The organism is Rahnella woolbedingensis, from assembly GCF_003602095.1.
GTDB lineage: Bacteria > Pseudomonadota > Gammaproteobacteria > Enterobacterales > Enterobacteriaceae > Rahnella > Rahnella woolbedingensis.
The window spans coordinates 49,103-68,617 of the sequence record NZ_RAHH01000029.1 but is presented as its reverse complement, the minus strand read 5'-3'; the positions used below and the strand labels follow the sequence as shown (position 1 = coordinate 68,617).

The 19,515-nt window shown below is 52.5% G+C and carries 16 protein-coding genes; 4 read left to right on the top strand and 12 right to left on the bottom strand.

Features of this window, described 5'->3' with window-relative positions; all coding sequences use genetic code 11:
• Nucleotides 1-194 precede the first annotated feature (194 nt).
• Nucleotides 195-1,445, bottom strand: a complete 1,251-nt coding sequence (gene amiC / locus D6C13_RS20695) for an N-acetylmuramoyl-L-alanine amidase AmiC (protein WP_120134544.1) — start codon at nucleotides 1,443-1,445, stop codon at nucleotides 195-197.
• 229 nt (nucleotides 1,446-1,674) lie between these two features.
• Here amiC and argA point away from each other — a divergent pair, with 229 nt between their 5' ends.
• A complete protein-coding gene (gene argA / locus D6C13_RS20690) occupies nucleotides 1,675-3,000 on the top strand; it encodes an amino-acid N-acetyltransferase (RefSeq protein ID WP_120134543.1) in 1,326 nt (441 codons plus the stop codon).
• 75 nt (nucleotides 3,001-3,075) lie between these two features.
• On the opposite strand, the gene ptrA is transcribed toward argA, so the two are convergent.
• From ptrA to rppH, 9 genes are all read right to left on the bottom strand, one after another.
• A complete protein-coding gene (ptrA, locus tag D6C13_RS20685) occupies nucleotides 3,076-5,961 on the bottom strand; it encodes a pitrilysin (protein WP_120134542.1) in 2,886 nt (961 codons plus the stop codon).
• A 304-nt stretch (nucleotides 5,962-6,265) separates the two neighbouring features.
• A complete protein-coding gene (locus D6C13_RS20680) occupies nucleotides 6,266-6,625 on the bottom strand; it encodes a prepilin-type N-terminal cleavage/methylation domain-containing protein (protein ID WP_244212734.1) in 360 nt (119 codons plus the stop codon).
• The gene (locus D6C13_RS20675; protein WP_244212733.1) at nucleotides 6,603-7,091 is read right to left on the bottom strand and encodes a YgdB family protein; all 489 of its coding nucleotides are present in this window, start codon (nucleotides 7,089-7,091) and stop codon (nucleotides 6,603-6,605) included. The genes D6C13_RS20680 and D6C13_RS20675 overlap by 23 nt, the downstream gene beginning before the upstream one ends.
• Nucleotides 7,088-7,666, bottom strand: coding sequence for a prepilin peptidase-dependent protein (locus tag D6C13_RS20670; protein ID WP_244212732.1), 579 nt, complete (start codon nucleotides 7,664-7,666; stop codon nucleotides 7,088-7,090). The genes D6C13_RS20675 and D6C13_RS20670 overlap by 4 nt, the downstream gene beginning before the upstream one ends.
• A complete protein-coding gene (locus D6C13_RS20665) occupies nucleotides 7,657-8,151 on the bottom strand; it encodes a prepilin peptidase-dependent protein (protein ID WP_120134545.1) in 495 nt (164 codons plus the stop codon). Before D6C13_RS20665 ends, D6C13_RS20670 begins: the two co-directional genes overlap by 10 nt.
• Before the next feature lie 266 nt (nucleotides 8,152-8,417).
• A complete protein-coding gene (gene thyA / locus D6C13_RS20660) occupies nucleotides 8,418-9,212 on the bottom strand; it encodes a thymidylate synthase (RefSeq protein WP_120134539.1) in 795 nt (264 codons plus the stop codon).
• Between the two features lie 6 nt (nucleotides 9,213-9,218).
• Nucleotides 9,219-10,088, bottom strand: coding sequence for a prolipoprotein diacylglyceryl transferase (gene lgt, locus D6C13_RS20655; protein ID WP_120134538.1), 870 nt, complete (start codon nucleotides 10,086-10,088; stop codon nucleotides 9,219-9,221).
• A gap of 182 nt (nucleotides 10,089-10,270) precedes the next feature.
• Nucleotides 10,271-12,517 carry a phosphoenolpyruvate--protein phosphotransferase gene (gene ptsP, locus D6C13_RS20650; RefSeq protein WP_120134537.1) on the bottom strand — a complete coding sequence of 749 codons (2,247 nt, stop codon included), beginning with the start codon at nucleotides 12,515-12,517 and terminating at the stop codon, nucleotides 10,271-10,273.
• Nucleotides 12,518-12,528: 11 nt separating this feature from the next.
• Nucleotides 12,529-13,056: an RNA pyrophosphohydrolase gene (gene rppH, locus D6C13_RS20645; protein ID WP_120134536.1), complete on the bottom strand. Its 528-nt coding sequence runs from the start codon at nucleotides 13,054-13,056 to the stop codon at nucleotides 12,529-12,531.
• Nucleotides 13,057-13,751: 695 nt separating this feature from the next.
• On the opposite strand from rppH, the gene mutH reads away from it, so the two are divergent.
• The 3 genes from mutH (at nucleotide 13,752) to D6C13_RS20625 (ending at nucleotide 15,980) form a co-directional block, all read left to right on the top strand.
• Nucleotides 13,752-14,438, top strand: coding sequence for a DNA mismatch repair endonuclease MutH (mutH, locus tag D6C13_RS20635; RefSeq protein ID WP_120134535.1), 687 nt, complete (start codon nucleotides 13,752-13,754; stop codon nucleotides 14,436-14,438).
• A gap of 105 nt (nucleotides 14,439-14,543) precedes the next feature.
• Nucleotides 14,544-14,762 (top strand): YgdI/YgdR family lipoprotein, encoded by a 219-nt coding sequence (locus D6C13_RS20630; protein ID WP_162940790.1) that lies wholly within the window; start codon nucleotides 14,544-14,546, stop codon nucleotides 14,760-14,762.
• A gap of 177 nt (nucleotides 14,763-14,939) precedes the next feature.
• Nucleotides 14,940-15,980 carry an NADP(H)-dependent aldo-keto reductase gene (locus D6C13_RS20625; protein WP_120134534.1) on the top strand — a complete coding sequence of 347 codons (1,041 nt, stop codon included), beginning with the start codon at nucleotides 14,940-14,942 and terminating at the stop codon, nucleotides 15,978-15,980.
• Nucleotides 15,981-16,053: 73 nt separating this feature from the next.
• On the opposite strand, the gene lplT is transcribed toward D6C13_RS20625, so the two are convergent.
• Both lplT and aas read right to left on the bottom strand, forming a co-directional pair.
• Complete coding sequence (gene lplT / locus D6C13_RS20620; protein ID WP_120134533.1) at nucleotides 16,054-17,265, bottom strand: lysophospholipid transporter LplT; 1,212 nt, start codon at nucleotides 17,263-17,265, stop codon at nucleotides 16,054-16,056.
• Nucleotides 17,262-19,427 (bottom strand): bifunctional acyl-ACP--phospholipid O-acyltransferase/long-chain-fatty-acid--ACP ligase, encoded by a 2,166-nt coding sequence (gene aas / locus D6C13_RS20615; protein ID WP_120134532.1) that lies wholly within the window; start codon nucleotides 19,425-19,427, stop codon nucleotides 17,262-17,264. The genes lplT and aas overlap by 4 nt, the downstream gene beginning before the upstream one ends.
• Nucleotides 19,428-19,515: the final 88 nt, after the last annotated feature.

Sequence of the window (19,515 nt, the reverse complement as noted above, 5' to 3'; positions counted from 1 at the left end):
GCGGGGTGGAGCAGCCTGGTAGCTCGTCGGGCTCATAACCCGAAGGTCGTCGGTTCAAATCCGGCCCCCGCAACCAACTACTAACAAGCAGTGCAATTAAGCGGTAAAGTAAAACATCAGACACCTTAGCGGGTGTTTTTTTGTATCTGAATTCCGGTAAACAACGGGAATGTACTTCCCGTGTTGCACCTGACTCATCCCCTCGCAGACATCCCGCCCTGCGAGAAATATGCTCTGATACCCGCCAGAATCGATTCGGCCACCTGCTGTTGAAAATGCGCAGTACGCAGTTTTTTCTCTTCATTAATATTACTGATAAACGCCGTCTCGACCAGAATCGAAGGAATATCCGGCGCTTTCAGTACCGCAAATCCTGCCTGATCGACTTTGTTTTTGTGCAGATGGTTAATCTTGCCCATACGCGTCAGCACTTCTTTACCGAATTTCAGGCTGTCACTGATGGTCGCGGTCTGAACCAGATCAAACATCGTATGATCGAGATAACGATCGCCGCTTTTACTGACGCCCCCTATCAGGTCAGATTCATTCTGGGTTTGTGCCAGAAAACGCGCCGCTGAACTGGTCGCGCCCTTGGTTGATAAGGCAAAAACAGAGGACCCTTTAGCGGCCCGGCTGGTAAAAGCATCCGCATGGATAGAGATAAAGAGATCGGCCCGCAGCTTGCGCGCCTTCGCCACACGGACTTTCAGCGGAATAAAGACATCTTCATTGCGTGTCATGTGTGCTTTCATATTGGGTTCACGCGCAATCAGCTTCTGTAACCGGCGGCCAATCTGCAACACCACATCTTTCTCACGCGTTTTATATTTACCTATTGCGCCCGGGTCTTCGCCGCCATGGCCGGGATCGAGCATGATCACCAGCGGTCTGCTGCGCCCAGCCTGGCCGTCTTTCTTCGTTTCCGGCGGCAGCGTTCTCGCCACATCCCCGCGGTTGTAATCTTCAAGCAATGCCAGCAACGGATCGTCCTGTGCACTGACCTCCCCTTCTTGCGGGTAGAGATCGACCACCAGCCGGTTATGGAATTCAGCGACCGGTTTGAGCGTGAAGACATGCGGACTGATGGCTCGCTTTAATTCCAGCACCATGCGGACCGTTTTGGTGTCGAACTGCCCTACCCTTGCCTGACGGATATAAGGGTCGCTTTGCTGAACTTTTTCGCCAAGGCCTTTGAGCACGCTGTTGAGATGAACGCCCTCAATATCAATGACCACCCGTGGCGGGGAACTGAGCAAAAATTGCTTATATTTTAAGGGAGTGCTGGATTCGAGAGTAATGCGGGTATACGTCGAAGAAGGCCAGATGCGGACCGCGATAACCTGTGAGCTGGCGGCAAAACCTATTTTACTCACACTTAGCATCCAGGAGGCAGCTACGGTTTGAAGAAGGCGTCGTCGTCCGGGATTGTGAATATCGTCAGTCATGCAGTCTCAAAAATATCTAAAAGTAAAAAAACAGGTGATAAAAAAATCAGTTTGCGAATTCTAACGAATCGAATCCCGCATGTCATTCCCAAACATTTATTCGATTTATCAATTTGTTGACGGTTTGTAATCAGTGTTAATTCAAAAACAGAGATTTCTTACTTGCCACGCGCCCCCAAAAGAATAAAAATACAAAAATTACGAATAAAAATTCAAATGAGGTTTTGCCGTGAAGGAACGTAGTACTGAACTGGTTCAGGGATTTCGCCACTCAGTTCCCTATATCAATGCTCACCGTGGCAAAACTTTCGTTGTCATGCTCGGTGGAGAAGCCATTGAACATGAGAACTTCAGCAATATCGTCAATGATATCGGTCTGTTACACAGCTTAGGCATTCGTCTGGTGGTCGTGTATGGTGCCCGCCCGCAGATTGATGCGAACCTCGCTGAGCACAATTATGAACCGATTTATCATAAAAACATCCGTGTCACCGACGCCCGTTCGCTTGAACTGGTTAAGCAGGCTGCCGGGCTTTTACAGCTCGATATCACTGCACGGCTGTCGATGAGTCTGAATAATACGCCGCTGCAAGGCGCGCACATCAACGTGGTCAGCGGCAACTTTATTATCGCCCAGCCGCTGGGTGTGGATGACGGCATCGATTACTGCCATAGCGGACGTATTCGTCGTATTGATGAAGAAGCGATTCATCGCCAGCTCGACAGCAATGCCATTGTGTTGCTCGGTCCGGTCGCGGTTTCCGTCACCGGCGAAAGCTTCAATCTGACATCAGAAGAAGTGGCGACGCAGATGGCGATTAAACTTAAGGCCGAGAAAATGATCGGTTTCTGTTCTTCACAAGGAGTCATCAATGAGGAAGGTAATATCATTTCCGAATTGTTCCCGAATGACGCGCAGGAACGAATTGATCAGATGGAATCCAGTGGCGATTATCTTTCCGGCACCGTGCGCTTCCTGCGTGGTGCGGTGAAAGCCTGCCGCAGCGGCGTTCGTCGCAGTCACCTGATCAGTTATCAGGAAGACGGCGCGCTGGTTCAGGAACTGTTCTCCCGCGATGGCATTGGTACGCAAATCGTCATGGAGAGTGCTGAACAGGTTCGCCGCGCCACCATTAACGACATCGGCGGCATACTTGAACTGATCCGCCCTCTGGAGCAACAGGGCATTCTGGTGCGCCGTTCCCGCGAACAACTGGAGATGGAAATCGATAAATTTACCATTATCGAACGGGATAACCTCACCATCGCCTGCGCCGCGCTTTATCCGTTCCATGACGAAGGGATTGGTGAAATGGCCTGCGTGGCCGTTCATCCGGACTACCGCAGTTCTTCGCGCGGTGAGATGTTGCTGCAGCGTGTTGCCAGTCAGGCAAAAATGATGGGGCTTAACCGTTTATTTGTCCTGACGACGCGCAGCATCCACTGGTTCCAGGAGCGCGGTTTTAAACCGGCAGAAGTCGATGTGCTGCCGATTCAGAAACAGGAAATGTACAACTATCAGCGCCGTTCCAAGATTCTGATTTCTGAGCTGTAACGTTACCTATCGGACGGTGAATTGCAGAAAACAAAAGGACGCAGATGCGTCCTTTTGTTTTCTATAGTAAGCCGCTTATTGCGCGGATTTAGGTTCCAGCGTCTTCTGCAATGTCGAAGTGTCCGGCCAGGTTGTAAAGCCTTCCGGCGCGGCGTATTGCGGTGTTTTGCTGTCATTTCCCGCAACCTGAGACAACATCGCCAGCCCTTCCTGTTTAATCACCGCTTTCTGGAAGTAATCCGCCAGCTGGGTTTGCGTCAGTCCGGCAATCACGCGAATGACATTCGCTCTGGTATCAAATTGCGCATTTCCGCGACTGAAGTCATTACCGAATCTGTCGGCTTCCTCATCCAGCGTTTGCGGATTCTGCTGCATTTCGTTGACCAGCCCCTGCTTGTACTGCAGGAATTCAGCATCCTTCATTTCACGCAGGCGTTTTTCGGCTTGTGGATAAAATGCCAGATAACGCTGATACAGATAGTCCGGTTGCTTGCTGTTACTTTGCAGCAGGAACCCGATACCCCACTGTTTTCCGACAGGGATAGGGAAAGCAAACACCGCGTATCCCAGTTGCTCCTGAGTACGCAGCTGGCTGTAGAACCACGGCTGAATAATCTGCCCGAGCAGCGCGCTGTATCCCATACTCTGGACTTCATCGTAGCCCGTCGGTACATACACGGCGGCGAGTGCAGAATCAGAGCTGGTGCCAACGCGCTGAATATTGGCTTTCACCGGCACGGTCACTTCCGCCTGTTCCCCACGCCACCACTGATCGCCATGGGCACCCAGCTTCTGCATAATCTGCTGCGACATAGCTTTAACCTGGTCACCCGTCATGTTGCCGACAACCATCACTTCCACTGCTGCGTGATGTATCAGTTGCTCGCGGTAAGCGTTGACGTCATCGAGGGTGATAGCGGAAACCAGTTTTTCGCGCTCACTGCGTTCGGTATAAGGCACACGGGAGAGCAACTGAACGGGCTGTAACGCCAGCTCAAACGCTTTCCCTTTATCTGCTGAAGCCAGACGTTCGAGATACCAGGATTTCGCCTGATCCAGTTGTTCCTGCGTCGGTTTAAAATCTGGATAGTTATCTACCAGCGCCGCCAGCAAATCAGGCAGGCACTCGGTAAAACCTGTGGCAGTAAATTGCAGGCCATTGTCCGGTGATGTCCCGAATGTGATACCGCCAATGGAAGCCTGATAGCTCAGTTGATCAAAAGCCACACCGGTCAGATAATCCGTCAGACCATATAGCACCTGATTTTTTGCCGTGCTCAGCGCCTGGTCGTTGCGGAACGAAACGGTCACATTGGCTTTTGGCTCATCAGCAAAGTATCTGCTGGGCATGTACAACACCCGCAAACCTTTATCGTCCACCAGCAGTTCAGGTTTTGTGGCCTTAGAATCTTTGGTCACAAGGGCAAGTGACTCCGGGATATAAGGATTCAGAGCCGGCAGCGACAATGAAATATTCTGCCCGAGGGTTTTCCATTGCTCATAAGTCTGAGGCGGAACTTTATCGATCTCATAAGGCGCATTCACGAAGTAAGCCATTTTATTGTGCGGCTCATTCGGGCTGATTATCCAGTAGCGCGCATTTTGCGGCGTCATCTCATCCAGACGGGACGCAATGGCTTTAGGGTCGTACTGATCCGTCAGATAAGGCGAATCGAGGACATGCTCAACCGGTACACGCAGCATGGTATCGACCAGCCATTCGACGTAATCCATATCCCGCGTTAATGCCGGATACCGGTAATCAAGCGCCATCACGTGGGCTATTTCATCGAAATAAGGCTTATCAATACCCTTGGAACGCATCTCGTTGAGATAGTTAAATATGGCGGCAATGACGGTATCACGCTGTGCGAGCCCCTTATCCGTCAGTGAAACCGAAATATTAAAGACGCCCATATTACGGTTAACCATCGGGTCTGCACCGGCGCTGATCCCGTCGGCATAACCTTGTTTCTGTAACCAGTCAGACAGTGTATTCGGGCTGCGGTTGCCAATCAGATAGCTGATATAGGTATCTGTTTTACTGCGAAAATCTGCACTGTTGTTATCAATGGCAAATTCAATGCGTAATTCTTTGCGGGGCTGGGCTGGAACAAAATGGACGAATTCTCCTTTCTGTTCAGCAGTTAAAGTGGGCACCGTAATCGGCGGAACTACCGCGTGATGATTGGCTATCTGCCCGAAGGTGGTTGAGGCCAGCTCTGCCAGCTCGGGTAAAGACTTGTTGCTGTAAATCACACCGACCATCAGGTTAGCGGAATAATAGCGGTGATAAAAAGCCATCAGTTGATCGTGCAGCTTACTGCCGGGTTTGTCTTTTAGCGTATCCAGATTCCCCCCCGCAAATCGGGCTGCAGGATGCTCAGGATTTAAGGTTTCTGCACGCACCTGCGCCATACGCATGCCGTCACGCGAGCGGGCCATGGTCAGCTCTGCGTTCACTGCATTTCGCTCCCGGTCACCGTTGGCGGGATCTAACAATGGTTCGCCAATGGCATCGGAAAGACGGTCTACCGCTTCAGGCAGGGCGTCATTTTCGACTTCCAGATAAAAAGCCGTGCGGTATGAAGCCGTGCTGCCGTTATGGCTGCCACCATGCTTTTTGAGAAACTCCGAGAGACTTTCCGGCTGAGGGTATTTCTTCGAACCCATCAGCAACATGTGTTCGGTGTAGTGAGCCAGACCCAACTGAGAATCAGGGTCTTCCAGCGAACCCACGGGAATAGCCAGAGCAGCGAGTGACTTGGGGGCTTGAGGGTCAGATACCAGCAAGACGGTCATGTCATTGGCCAGTTTGATGGCCTGATACTGACGCGGGTCGTTCTGACTTTTATTGATAGCTTGTGCATAAGGCTGCCAGTCGGCTGCACTCGAAACAACAGGGGCCCAAAAGGTCAATAACAACAGTAACCCGGAAATTCGGGTAACCTGTTTTAACATTGCCACTCTCCCTCAATCAAATAAACGTGCCACACGGGGCAATAAATACACGGTTCAATAACAGATGAACCTCAACAAGCTGTTTTGAGCGGTTGAGTCTGTTCAGACCCCGCAGAAACAGGATAGTTGTGAAAAAAAACCGAATCGGGATTTTCTTCCTGTGCTCCGTCACGTTTTAGCCGTAAAGCCAAATCCTGCCAATAGGTAAAAATCACTTAGTTAAACCACTCTAAGCTGTTAAAACACCATTGCAAGCAGCTTGACGGTATTTTTGTTTCTCCCGTGCAGGCATTTACTCTCTGTTTCAGGGTGCGAAATTGCATTCCAGCCGATGCAATACTGCCTGATATTTTGCGGGCGTTTGCACGATTACCTGTACCCGCTGGCATAACTGGCCCGCGGAAACACCCGAAAACTGATAATTCCACTTTTCCGCCAGAGGCTCTGTCCCCTTCCCGGTCGCAGCGTGCGCCTCGAGCTGAGAATGTGCCTCTGTCCATGCTTCCTGAGTCTGCCACTGGCGCATAAAGCCATAGGTCAGCGACTGGTAGTAATTCATCAGCCCGAGAAGAGAGACTGACAGCAATAACATTGCGATCAGCGCTTCGGGCAGGCTGAAACCCTGTTGACTGGTACCGTCATCAGTCATTGCAAACCTGCTCATCCGCCTCCGGACAAAAGTCCAGCCATCCCTGTTTCAGTGGTGTAAAACTCAGTTTCCCGTCCGCCTGCTTTTTCATGCTAGTTTGCTGAAACAATTTCACAGTTGCCTTACCTTCGCCCGCGGTTCCTTCGCCGCGAAGAACAAAAACATCCTGCCGGAGTGAAGCGCGAACACAAACCCTGCCACCACCGGAGGAAATGAGCATTGCCGGTACGTCCTGGCACTGCCAGCGGCTATCACTAAAATCCTTCCACGGCTGACTGATGCCCCAGGCTAAGGCGGAAGACGCATTTTCCCAACCGATAACAAAACGGTGCTGATTAGAGGTCAGTGCCAGCCCGGCTGAAAGCTGCTGCTGCAATGAACTGAGGGCAATTAATCCCAACCCCATCATCACCATGATGCTCAATATCATGGCACTCCCCTTTTGCCTGAACAGACTGTCGACGTTCTTTGCCTCAGTCATAACGAGCGCCCTGCCACCATTTCGGTCACTTGCCGGTGAACAGAAGGGTTGTTGCTCCAGCGGGCTTCAAGTTGCAGCGAATACAATCCGCCGGAAGCTTCTGCGGAGGATTCTTTTACGCTGAATTTCATGACACTGACTTCAGAGGGATCGAGTAGTTTCTCCCAGCCGGAACTGCCGCAATCTGCCGCTCCCCGCTGGATCTCAATTCCGCCCTGCCGTAAGCGGTAACCAAAATATTCCGAATCTGCCGCGCCGGGCTTTTCCCACCGACCATTGCGGTTCAGGTCATAAAGGATGATGACACAGGAACCTTCGGGCTCTCCCTCTGCATGTCCCGTAATGACCGGTTTACCCTCGCAACTGCCATTACAAAAACCGGCACGCCGGAGATCTTTGGCGATAGTAAAAACAGTCTGATGCAATAGCTGATCAAGCTGATAGTGCCTTCCCAGGCTCTGGCTTCTCTGACGCATCAGCGGATAAATCTGCGCAGCGCTGAGCATCAGCATGCTGCCGATACTCATCGCAATCATGATTTCCGGCAGTGTGAATCCGCGAGAGGCTACTGGCACAGGCTGATCCCCAACAACGGTTTATCTTCGCTGCATATACGCAGTCGTCCCCTTGCTGAAAGCACCAGACGCAGACTTCCCGCTGAATTTTTTAACGTTAAACGCCCTGCCAGCGCGGCGTTTCGCAGCCCGTAGAATCCCATTGATTTGTCGGCGAGACCGGACAACTCGATATCTGGCTCCTCCATGACAAAGATTTTACCGGTGGCATTGTGACAATCCGTAGAGCGCGGGCCGTAACCGACACATCCGTCGTTGCCGCCAATCACCCATAACACCGCTGAAAGATTGTAATCATTGGCCTCGGACTGAACGCCATAAAGATACAGACGCAGCCGCTGTGCATGTTGTTCAAGCTTGAGTGCCTGTTGATAACCTCGCCAGCTTTGCGTTCCCCATAATGTGCATATGGCCACTAAAACCACCACGACCATCAATTCTATCAGTGACATCCCGCGTTCCCCTTTGCGTCTGGCTGCAATCATGCTGTAAGTCTTCATGCCGTCAGGGTAGGCGCTTAAATTTGTTCTGCTACCGGCAAAGTGATTTTTTCCTGGATGCCTCGGAAACAATCAGCGCAACACAATGCACACGACAAAAACGTTGCGTGATGCCTCGCAGGAATAGCATTTGGCTTTAAATCGGAGTGGGAATGCTCAGGAAAAGGCGTACAAAGTGGGGCAGAGGGTAAAAGCTGGATACCAGAGAAATGACCGCCTGACGGGAACGTCAGGCGGCAGACAACGAAGGATCAGATAGCGACAGGCGCTTTGATTGCCGGGTGCGGATCGTACCCTTCAATCTCGAAATCTTCGAAGTTGTAATCAAACAGGGAGGCCGGCTTGCGCTTGATGACAAGTTTTGGCAACGCGCGGGGTTCACGCGATAGTTGCAGATGCGTCTGCTCCATGTGGTTGTTGTACAGATGGGTGTCGCCACCCGTCCAGACAAAGTCACCCACTTCGAGGTCGCATTGTTGCGCCATCATATGTACCAGCAGCGCGTAGCTGGCAATGTTAAACGGCAGACCGAGGAAGATATCGCATGAACGCTGATACAGCTGGCAGGACAGTTTCCCGTCCGCCACATAGAACTGGAAGAAAGCGTGGCATGGCGCCAGTGCCATCTGATCCAGCTCACCGACGTTCCATGCTGACACGATAATACGACGCGAGTCAGGGTCTTTCTTTAGTTGCTCGACAACATTCGCCAACTGGTCAATTTGCTTGCCGTCAGCCGCGCCCCAGGCACGCCACTGCTTGCCATACACCGGACCGAGGTCGCCGTTTTCATCGGCCCACTCGTCCCAGATGCTGACATTGTTTTCACGCAGATAAGCGATGTTAGTTTCGCCTTTCAGGAACCACAGGAGCTCATGAATGATGGAGCGCAAATGACAGCGTTTGGTAGTGACCAGCGGGAAACCTTCCTGCAAGTTGAAACGCATCTGATGACCAAAAATCGACAACGTGCCAGTACCGGTACGGTCGGCTTTAGGGGTGCCCTCATCGAGCACTTTCTGCATTAAATCCAGATACTGTTTCATGTTACCTCACGACAATTGTTTCTGCGGACGGCGATATGCCCAGACCATCATAATCAGGCCAATAACGACCATTGGAATGGACAGAACCTGTCCCATACTGATGATCCCGTCGAACAGGCCGAGCTGTGCATCTGGCTGGCGGAAGTGTTCAACGATGATGCGGAATAAGCCATAACCGATCAGGAACAAACCTGATACCGCGCCCATCGGGCGAGATTTACGGATAAATACGTTCAGGATGATGAACAGTACGATACCTTCGAGCAGCAGTTCATACAGCTGGGAAGGATGGCGCGGAAGCACGCCGTACTGGTTCAGCAGCGGCTGCCATTTCGGGTCAGCGGCGGCGATTGCGATATCTTCCTGACGCGAGCCCGGGAACAGCATCGCCCAAGGTACATCGGTGGTTACGCGGCCCCAGAGTTCACCATTGATAAAGTTACCGAGACGGCCCGCACCCAGACCAAACGGGATCAGCGGAGCGATAAAATCGGAAACCTGGAAGAAGTTGCGTTTGGTGCGACGCGCAAAAATCAGCATGACCACAATCACACCAATCAGGCCGCCGTGGAAGGACATACCGCCGTCCCACACTTTGAAAAGATAAAGTGGATTTTCGAGGAATAAAGGCAGGTTGTAGAAAAATACGTAACCGATACGACCACCGAGGAAGACACCGAGGAAACCTGCGTACAACAGGTTTTCCACTTCGTCTTTGGTCCAGCCGCTGCCTGGCTTGTTAGCACGGCGTACCGCCAGCCACATTGCGAAGACAAAACCGATCAGATACATCAGTCCGTACCAGTGAAGAGATACCGGTCCGATTGAGAAAATTACCGGATCAAACTGGGGAAACGCCAGATAGCTGTTGCTCATCTATCACCACAAATTGTTTATCATTATTGCCCGGTCAGGGGCCAGCAGGGAGCGAATAGTAGCATAGCCGGAAGGTTTTCCGGGGCTAAGCCGCTGGAAAAGTTCTGTAAAAAATCTTCTCATCCTGCGCCAGAGTGCTGTCAGGATGAGAGTAACAGGGCAAAGAATGTGAAGTCCGGCGCTTATTTACCGCCGCGGATCAGACCGCCCAACCCGCGTCTTTCCATAAACGCGGCGGTCATATGACGCACGTCCGTGGTGAAATGCGCCTGTAATACGCGTCCGGCGAGTTCTTCGGCATCGTTCAGTTCGATACGGCGCAGCAGGTATTTTACACGGGCGACACTGCGTCCGTTCATGCTGAGATTACGAAACCCCATACCGGTAAGCAGTAATGCCCCCATCGGGTCACCCGCCATTTCTCCACACAAGCTAACGTCCAGTCCGGCGACTTCTGCACTGGTAACAATCTGCTTGAGCACGCGCAGCATTGCCGGATGCAGGCTGTCATAAAGCCCGGCAACGCGGGTGTTGTTGCGATCCACTGCCAGCAGATATTGCGTTAAATCGTTGGTGCCGACGGAGATAAATTCTACCCTACCCGCCAGAGCAGGCAGCATAAAGACCATGGAAGGGACTTCAATCATGACGCCAAGACGTGTGTGCGGAAGCTCGTAACCGAGTTGTTCCTCAACTTCCCGTCCTGCACGGTCGATTAAACGACGCGCCTCATCAATCTCTTCAAGACTGGTTACCATGGGCAGAAGAATGCCGAGATTACCGGTCGCCGCATTGGCACGCAGCATCGCACGCACCTGAATCAGGAAAATTTCCGGCTGGTCGAGGGTAATACGGATGCCGCGCCAGCCCAGACAAGGGTTTTCCTCGCTGATCGGCATATACGGAAGTTGTTTATCAGACCCGATATCCAGCGTGCGCAGGGTCACCGGCTTTTGCGGGAACAGCTGCAACATGCCCTGATATTGCGCGACCTGTTCTTCTTCAGAAGGGAAGCCGCTTTGCAGCATGAAAGGTATTTCAGTACGGTACAGCCCGACGCCATCGACGCGGCTGCCGAAGAGTTTTTCGTGATCTGCACTCAGGCCGGCATTGAGCATCACTTTCACCCGTTCGCCACTTTTCAGTGCGGCGGGTTGCTCAACGTCATCTTCAGCTTTCTGACTCAGCTCCATTTCTTCGCTGATCAGACGCTTGTATTCCGTAACCAGCACGGGTTCCGGATCAATCAGTAATTCACCGCGATAACCATCAACAATCAGCTGCCGCTGGCTGAGCAGCGCAGGCTGAATGTCAGCGCCCATAATGGTCGGCACGCCCATTGCGCGGACTAAAATCGCCGCGTGGGAGTTAGCCGCGCCGTCACGAACTACCACACCGGCCAGGCGGTCTTGCGGCACTTCTGCCAGCAATGTGGCTGTGAGCTCATCGGCGACCAGAATAAAGCGCTCAGGCCACTGCGTATTACCCTGAATGGTGTCATCGAGGTGGAAAACCAGCCGCTGACCCAGCGCACGTAAATCGCTGCCGCGCTCGCGCAGATAAGTATCCTGCAGGCTGGCAAACTGAGCGGCAAACTCTTCAACCACCTTTTTGACCGCCCATTCCGCCACTGCACCCTGATCAATCTGGGCGAACAATTCGCGCTTGAGGCGTGCATCGTTAAGGAGGTGGGAATAGAGGTCGAAAATCGCCGCGCTTTCTTTCTGCGCGCTGGCAGTAAAACGTTTACTGAAACGGCGGAACTCGGCACCGGCATCTTCCAGTGCGCGGGTCAGGCGTTCGCGTTCACGCACCGTATCGAGCGTGGACGCCATATAAACATGCTCGAGCGATGGCTGCGAGCTGTCCTGCCAGCCGATACCAATCGCCACACCCGGCGAAGCCGCAAGTGCGCGGACACGGGTCTGACGAAAGCGTCCGTAAAGCACATTCAGTTGTGCCTGAGAAAGGATTGCAGCCAGCTGCGTCGCCAGCGTGACCAAAAATGACTCTTCACTTTCATCGAACTGGCGGTGTTCGCGTTGCTGAATAACCAGCACGCCGAGTAACTGACGCCGGTGGATGATCGGCACACCTAAAAAAGATCGGAAAAGATCTTCTTTTACGGCGGGAATATATTTGAAGCTGGGGTGGCTCTGCGCATCGGCAAGGTTAATGGGCTCGGCCAGACGCCCTACCAGACCGACTATCCCCTGATCAAACGCCAGGGTAATAGTCCGCCCGCGAGGTTTTTTCAAACCTCGCGTCGCCATCAGGTAATAACAACGGCGGTCATTGTCAGCGAGATAGACGGAACAGACTTCGGTGTCCATCGCCAGGCAGGTTTCATTGACCAGTACATCCAGCGCATCATTGAGGCTGGACGCCATTGCTACCTTTTCAACAATTTCTCGCAAACGCGTGAGCATCTCTTCGTGACTTAGCCTCTTTTACGACGATAGGCGGGCGATGTCTTGGGAAGGGAGACTTCCTGCATCGGCATAATCGTGGTGGAAAACTCTTTCATTACACGACGGTAAACATCGCGTTTAAAAGACACCACCTGACGAACCGGATACCAGAAACTCACCCAACGCCAGCCATCAAATTCAGGCGTACTGCTACGCTGCATATTGATATCAGCTTCGTTAGACATCAGTTGCAGCAAGAACCATTTTTGCTTTTGGCCGATACAAACCGGCTTTGTGTCCCAACGCACCAAACGTTTTGGCAATTTATAACGTAACCAGTTACGGGTTGAAGCCAGAATACGTACATCTTTACGGCCAAGCCCCACTTCCTCAAACAGCTCGCGGTACATGGCCTGCTCAGCGGTTTCACCGGGGTTTATGCCCCCTTGCGGAAACTGCCAGGAGTGCTGACCGTATCGTCTGGCCCACAATACCTGACCCTGCTTGTCACAGATTACGATACCAACATTCGGGCGGTAGCCATCATCATCGATCACCGGACTACCTCAATAGCTTAAAATCATAGATGTTCTGATTGTTTCATACTACCAACAGGCGGTAAACCACTGGTTAATGCCGATGAGCATGAATAAAAATGGGATAACTCACAGTTATACTCAAAGTTATAAACAGATTTTGGGAATCACTCCAGATTTTATTCACTTTTTCTGTGGATAGGTATGTGAAGAACTTAAGAGTAAGCGGGGTAAAACTCTCCTGAACTTATTTTGACGCAAAAAAACACCGCACACAAAAACCATATAAACCAAAATATTACCTGCAATTAATGAAGTTATCCCACGTTCAAAAATGAGAGTTATCTCACACTGCACAGTGACCTGGTGAAAGATCCACCAATGTCGTTTTTATCCACAGCGATCGTTTAAAAGTTGACGCCATCCGGGCAAAAATTGAATAAAACCCCTTCCGTCAAGCCTGTAAATCGAACCAGTGATCCGTTAAAGGTGGGGTTATCCAAGAAATCTGTGGATAAGTAGGTGGGTGATCCTGTTTATTGTCGCCTTCAACAGGTGATCAACCTAATCAAATGTGAACAGCGGAGACCAGAAAGCAAAAAAAAACCTAAGGCAAATCATGCTATTATTTCATTACTCCACAGGGATAATTTTTTATTCATTGTGCCTGCACAAAGCAGTACAAAAATTAATCTATTAATTGAGCATTGTTTTTTATGTCTATTCCTTTACCAGCTACCACACCGCCCCACCACCAACAGGAGCTGCTGCAACGCGCACAGTCGCTGGCGGGCCACACGCTGGGCGAGCTGGCCGCGCATGCAAGACTACCTATTCCGGAAAATCTTAAGCGGGAGAAAGGCTGGGTTGGCATGTTGCTGGAAGTTTATCTGGGTGCGGTAGCCGGCAGTAAACCTGAGCAGGATTTCGCTGACATCGGCATTGAGCTGAAAACTATTCCGGTTGATTCCCGTGGCAGACCGCTGGAAACCACCTTTGTCTGCGTAGCGCCTTTGACCGGCAACAGCGGTGTCACCTGGGAAAACAGCCATGTGCGGCACAAACTGGCGCGGGTATTATGGATACCCGTCGAAGGTGAGCGTCAGATCCCGCTGGCAGCGCGGCACATTGGCGCGCCTTTATTGTGGCAGCCTTCGCAGGAAGAAGATGAACAGCTGCGTCAGGACTGGGAAGAGCTGATGGATTTGATTGTGCTCGGCAAAGTAGAAAGTATTACTGCCCGTCACGGTGAGTTTTTGCAAATCAGGCCGAAAGCCGCAAACAGTAAAGCGCTGACCGAAGCCATCGGTGAATTCGGGCAACCGATCCTGACGCTGCCTCGCGGTTTCTATCTTAAGAAGCGTTTTACCGCAGCCCTCCTCGCTCGGCATTTTTTGCTTTAATCACCACTTTTAGAAAATTTTAATCACCTTTTCTGCTACTTTTCAAACCTTTTGCTACGCTAGAATCTGACACTCTTGTTGTGCATAAAAGGAATGATAATAATGATGAAGAAAACATTGATGATGGCCGGTGCTGCAATGCTGGTTTTTACCTTGGCAGGTTGCGCCAGCGATTACGTGATCTCGACCAAAGACGGCAGCATGATCCTGACCGATGGCAAGCCAAAGCTGGATAAATCCACCGGGTTGCTGAGCTACACAGATGAACAAGGCAACGAACGCCAGATCAACAACGATAACGTCAGTCAGGTCATGAAGCGTTAAGTCAAGGCTGAACCCTGTCCGATGAGAGCCGGTTTTTACCGGCTCTTTTGCTTTTACCCCGCCTCGCTCAGATTACCGGCACTCTCTGCCACTTCCCCCTGATGATTCCCTTGTATATAGTCAGCTGAGGCGCTTTTTCATTAGCCTGACATTCTCAGATATAAAGGAAAACCGGCAATGCAATATCACCGTATACCCCACAGTTCTTTAGAAGTGAGCTTACTGGGACTTGGCACCATGACTTTTGGTGAACAAAACAGCGAAGCCGACGCCCATCAGCAGCTCGATTACGCCGTTTCTGCAGGCATCAATCTGATTGATACCGCTGAAATGTACCCCGTTCCGCCGCGTCCAGAGACGCAGGGGCTGACAGAAAGTTATATCGGCAGTTGGCTCAAAGCCCGTGGCAACCGTGAGAAGATTGTTCTGGCGAGTAAAGTTGCCGGCCCTTCCCGTGGTAATGACAACGCTATCCGCCCTGGCCAGATGCTGGATCGTAAAAATATCCGTGCAGCGCTGGATGCCAGCCTGAAGCGTCTGAATACAGATTATCTGGACTTGTACCAGCTGCACTGGCCACAGCGTCAGACCAACTTCTTTGGCAAACTGAGTTATCAGTACACCGAAGAACAGTCTCCTGTGACCTTGCTGGAAACGCTTGAAGCGCTAAATGAACAGGTGCGTGCCGGTAAAATCCGCTACATCGGTGTTTCCAACGAAACCCCGTGGGGCGTGATGCGTTACCTGCAACTGGCGGAGAAACACGATCTGCCGCGTATCGTTTCAATTCAAAACCCGTACAGCCTGCTGAACCGCAGCTTTGAAATCGGTTTGTCAGAAATCAGCCAGCACGAAGGCGTCGAACTGCTGGCGTATTCCAGCCTGGCATTCGGTACGCTGAGTGGCAAATACCTGAACGGGGCGAAACCGGCCGGTGCGCGTAATACGCTGTTCAGCCGTTTCACCCGTTATTCTTCACCACAGGCAGAAGCGGCGATTGCCGAATATGTGGCGCTGGCGAAGAAACGTAATCTGGATCCTTCTCAGATGGCGCTGGCCTTTGTGCGTCAGCAACCGTTCGTAGCCAGTACGCTGCTGGGTGCGACGACGCTGGAACAGCTGAAGATCAACATCGACAGTCAGGATCTGACGCTTGATGAAGAAATCCTCGCTGACCTGGAAAATATCCACAAACGCTTCACGATCCCTGCGCCGTAATTCCTGCAGAGTTAATGCGGATTGCAGACAGCAAAAAGGGCGCTCAGCGCCCTTTTCTTTTGATAAAACCCCTTCACGCCAGACGGCGTTTCTGCATGTTCTTCCAGATCCACAGTCCGGTAATGGCCAGCGCGAAGATCACACCAAATCCGATGCCAATCGCCACGACCGGCGCACCGGCCATCACCACCAGCGAATACAGGCCGAGCATCAGCAGCATGGCGGTGTTTTCACCGAGATTCTGTACGGCAATCGCATTACCCGCACCGACAGAAATTTTACCGCGATGCTGTAACAGGGCATTCAGCGGCACCACGAAGAAACCGCCCAAAATCCCTACCACCACCAGCACAATGTAAGAACTCAGCATGCTGGTTTGCAGCGCAAACACGACGACAGCGATACCGATAGCGACACCGGCAGGCAGACAGCGTTTCACGGTTTCCAGACGGATTAATTTCGCCGCAGCGCCCGCACCAAACACGATCCCGATAGCGACCATCGCATTGAGCAGCGTTGGCGTTTTGTTATCGGTAATGCCCAGTGCTACCGGTACCCACAGCACCAGCAGGAAACGCAGCGTCACACCCGCGCCCCAGAACAAACTGGTGCCGACCAGAGAGAAGCGGGTTTCGCCATCCTGCCATAAGGTTTTGCAGGCTGCGAAAAACGTCCGGCTCATTTTTGCCGGATTCCACGACTGCCCCGGACGCGCCGGATCCAGCTTGGGAATAAACCAGTTTGCCGCCACTGCCGCGCCGTAGGCCAGCACACAGATACCGAGCGCCGCCAGAATGCTCCAGTCGGCCAGTGCGCCACCGGCAACAGACCCGAGCAGGATCGCCGCAATGGTGGACGCTTCCATCAGGCCGTTGGCTTTCACCAGCTGTTCGCCACTGGCGATTTCACCGAGAATGCCGTATTTCGCCGGTGAATATGCCGCCGCGCCAATACCGACCAGCGTATAACCGAGGAAAGGATTCATGCCCGCGCAAATCACCGCCGCGCCTGCCAGTTTCAGCAGATTAGCGACCATCATCACGCGGCCTTTGGAGAAGCTGTCAGCGAACTGACCGACAAACGGCGCGAGGATAATATACGTCGCCACAAACGCCATTTGTAAAACAGGCTGGCTCCAGTCGGGATAAAGCTGCTGTTTGATCAGCGCCAGCGCCGCGAACAGCAGCGCGTTGTCACCGAAAGCGGACAGAAACTGCGCCACGATCACCGCAGACATACTTTTAGACATCAGCGGCCCTGCGGCCGCCGTTGAAGGCTGACTCATGCCTCACTCTCCGGGTTTTCTGCCATCTGGCGCAGGGTCACAAAATCGGGTTTACCGCTGCCAAGCAACGGTAATGCTTTAACGACACGAATATCACGCGGCACCGCCAGTTCCGGCAGCCCCAGTTCGCGGGCAGCTTTGCTCAGCGCATCACGACGTAATTCTGCATCGGTGGTAAACAACACCAGCGCCTCGCCTTTGCTGGCATCACTGCGCGACGTCGCCGCATGTTGTTTATCTGGTGAAGCCTTGATTGCCAGCTGTTCGACGCTTTCCAGCGATACCATCTCACCCGCCAGTTTGGCAAAACGTTTCACGCGGCCACGAATGGCGCAGAAACCTTTTTCATCCAGCGTGACGATATCGCCGGTGTCGTACCAGCCAGCCTGCATCTCGCCAGCGGCATTTTCGGCCTGCGGGGTTTCCAGCACACCGGGATTTTCGACGCGCAGATAGCCTTTCATGATGTTTGGCCCACGCAGTTGCAGACGACCGCCTTCCTCAATACCCGGCACGGTAATCAGGCGGGATACCATCCCCGGCAAGATTTTGCCGACGGTGTTCACTTTGGTCGCCATCGGCACGTTGATCGCCACCACCGGCGCGCACTCGGTCACACCGTAGCCTTCGAGAATGCGGATACCAAACTTGTTCTGCCAGATTTCCTTGGTGCTTTCAGCCAGTTTCTCCGCGCCAGCCACCACATAGCGCAGGCGGGCGAAATCATACGGATGGGCAAAGCGGGCATAATTCGCCAGGAACGTGGAAGTGCCAAACAGCACGGTACAGTTCTGGTCATACACCAGTTCCGGCACGATGCGGTAATGCAGCGGACTTGGATATAAAAATACGCGTGCGCCGGTCATCAGCGGCGTCAGCAATCCGACGGTCAGGCCAAAGGCGTGGAACAGCGGCAGCGACGACATAAAGCGGTCACGCGGCGTGAAATCAGCGACGGTACGGATTTGCTCAACGTTCGCCATCAGGCTGGCGTGTGAATGCACCACGCCTTTCGGATTGCCTTCCGAACCGGAAGTAAACAGCACAAGCGCCGCGTCATCAGGCTTTTGCGGCAGCATCGCCCGACGCGGAAAAATCAGATGGAACAGGATCCACAGCTTATCCTGCGTGGTCACCGTGTCTTTCAGATCTTCCAGATAAACCCAGTTCGCCTCCGGTACATTTTCCGGCAGGTGCGTCAGCTTACCTTTTTCAAGAAACTGCCGGGACGTCACGATGGTTTTGATCTGCGCCGCTTTCATCGCGCTTTGCAGCCCTTTCGCGCCAGCGGTGTAGTTGAGCAGCGCCGGAATACGGTTACGCATCGACGCGCCAAACAGCGCCGCCGCCATGATGGTGGCGTTCGGCAGCAGCATGCCGACGTGCTCACCTTCCCGGGTAAAACGTTGCAGGATACGGCTCACACCGAGGCATTTTTTCAGCAGCCCCTGATAGGAATCTTCTTTGAACGCGATATCGGCGATGCACGGTTTGCGGCGGCCATAACGGGTTTGCGCGGACAGCAACGCCTGATACAAGGTTTCCGGCTCGCGGGTTTCCATGCGCGCCTGCATCATAATTTTATGCAGTTGTTCACCGGCCAGTACGCGGCGGTCACGGGAACGCGGCGCATCCGGCATCGGGATAGTCGTCGCCGGTAACAGATTGAGGGTGACTTTCGGGAACCAGCGGAGCTTGAAACTGCCGAACAGGCGCCCGAACGGCGTATATTCCGCGCCATCAATGCGCACCGGAATGACTGTCGCCTGAGACTTCGCCGCCACAAAGGCCGCGCCGTCGTAAATCTTCATTAATGAACCGGTGACCGTAATGCGGCCTTCCGGGAATACTATCACCGGACGTCCTTTTTCCACTTCGCGGATCAGGTGCTTGATCGCCATCGGTTTGGTCGGATCCAGCGGCATGAAGTCCACATACGGCTTCAGCCAGCGCATAAACCAGGTATCCGTAATATTGGAATAGACCGCGAAAACCGGTTTGATCGGCAGGAAAAGAACCAGCAGCATGCCGTCGATAAACGAGACATGGTTCGGCGTGAGGATTAAACGCGGGTAATTAAAATTGTTTTCCGCCGGGGTCACAGTGACCCGAAACATCAGACGGAAAAGCCATCTGAATGCGGCGAAAAGAAAGTTATACATGTTTGCCATCTCCTTATGTGTCATCCCTGATCTTGAAAGAAAAAGGTTGGGGAAACAGCATACTATAAGCCGTTGTAAAAGACGCCAG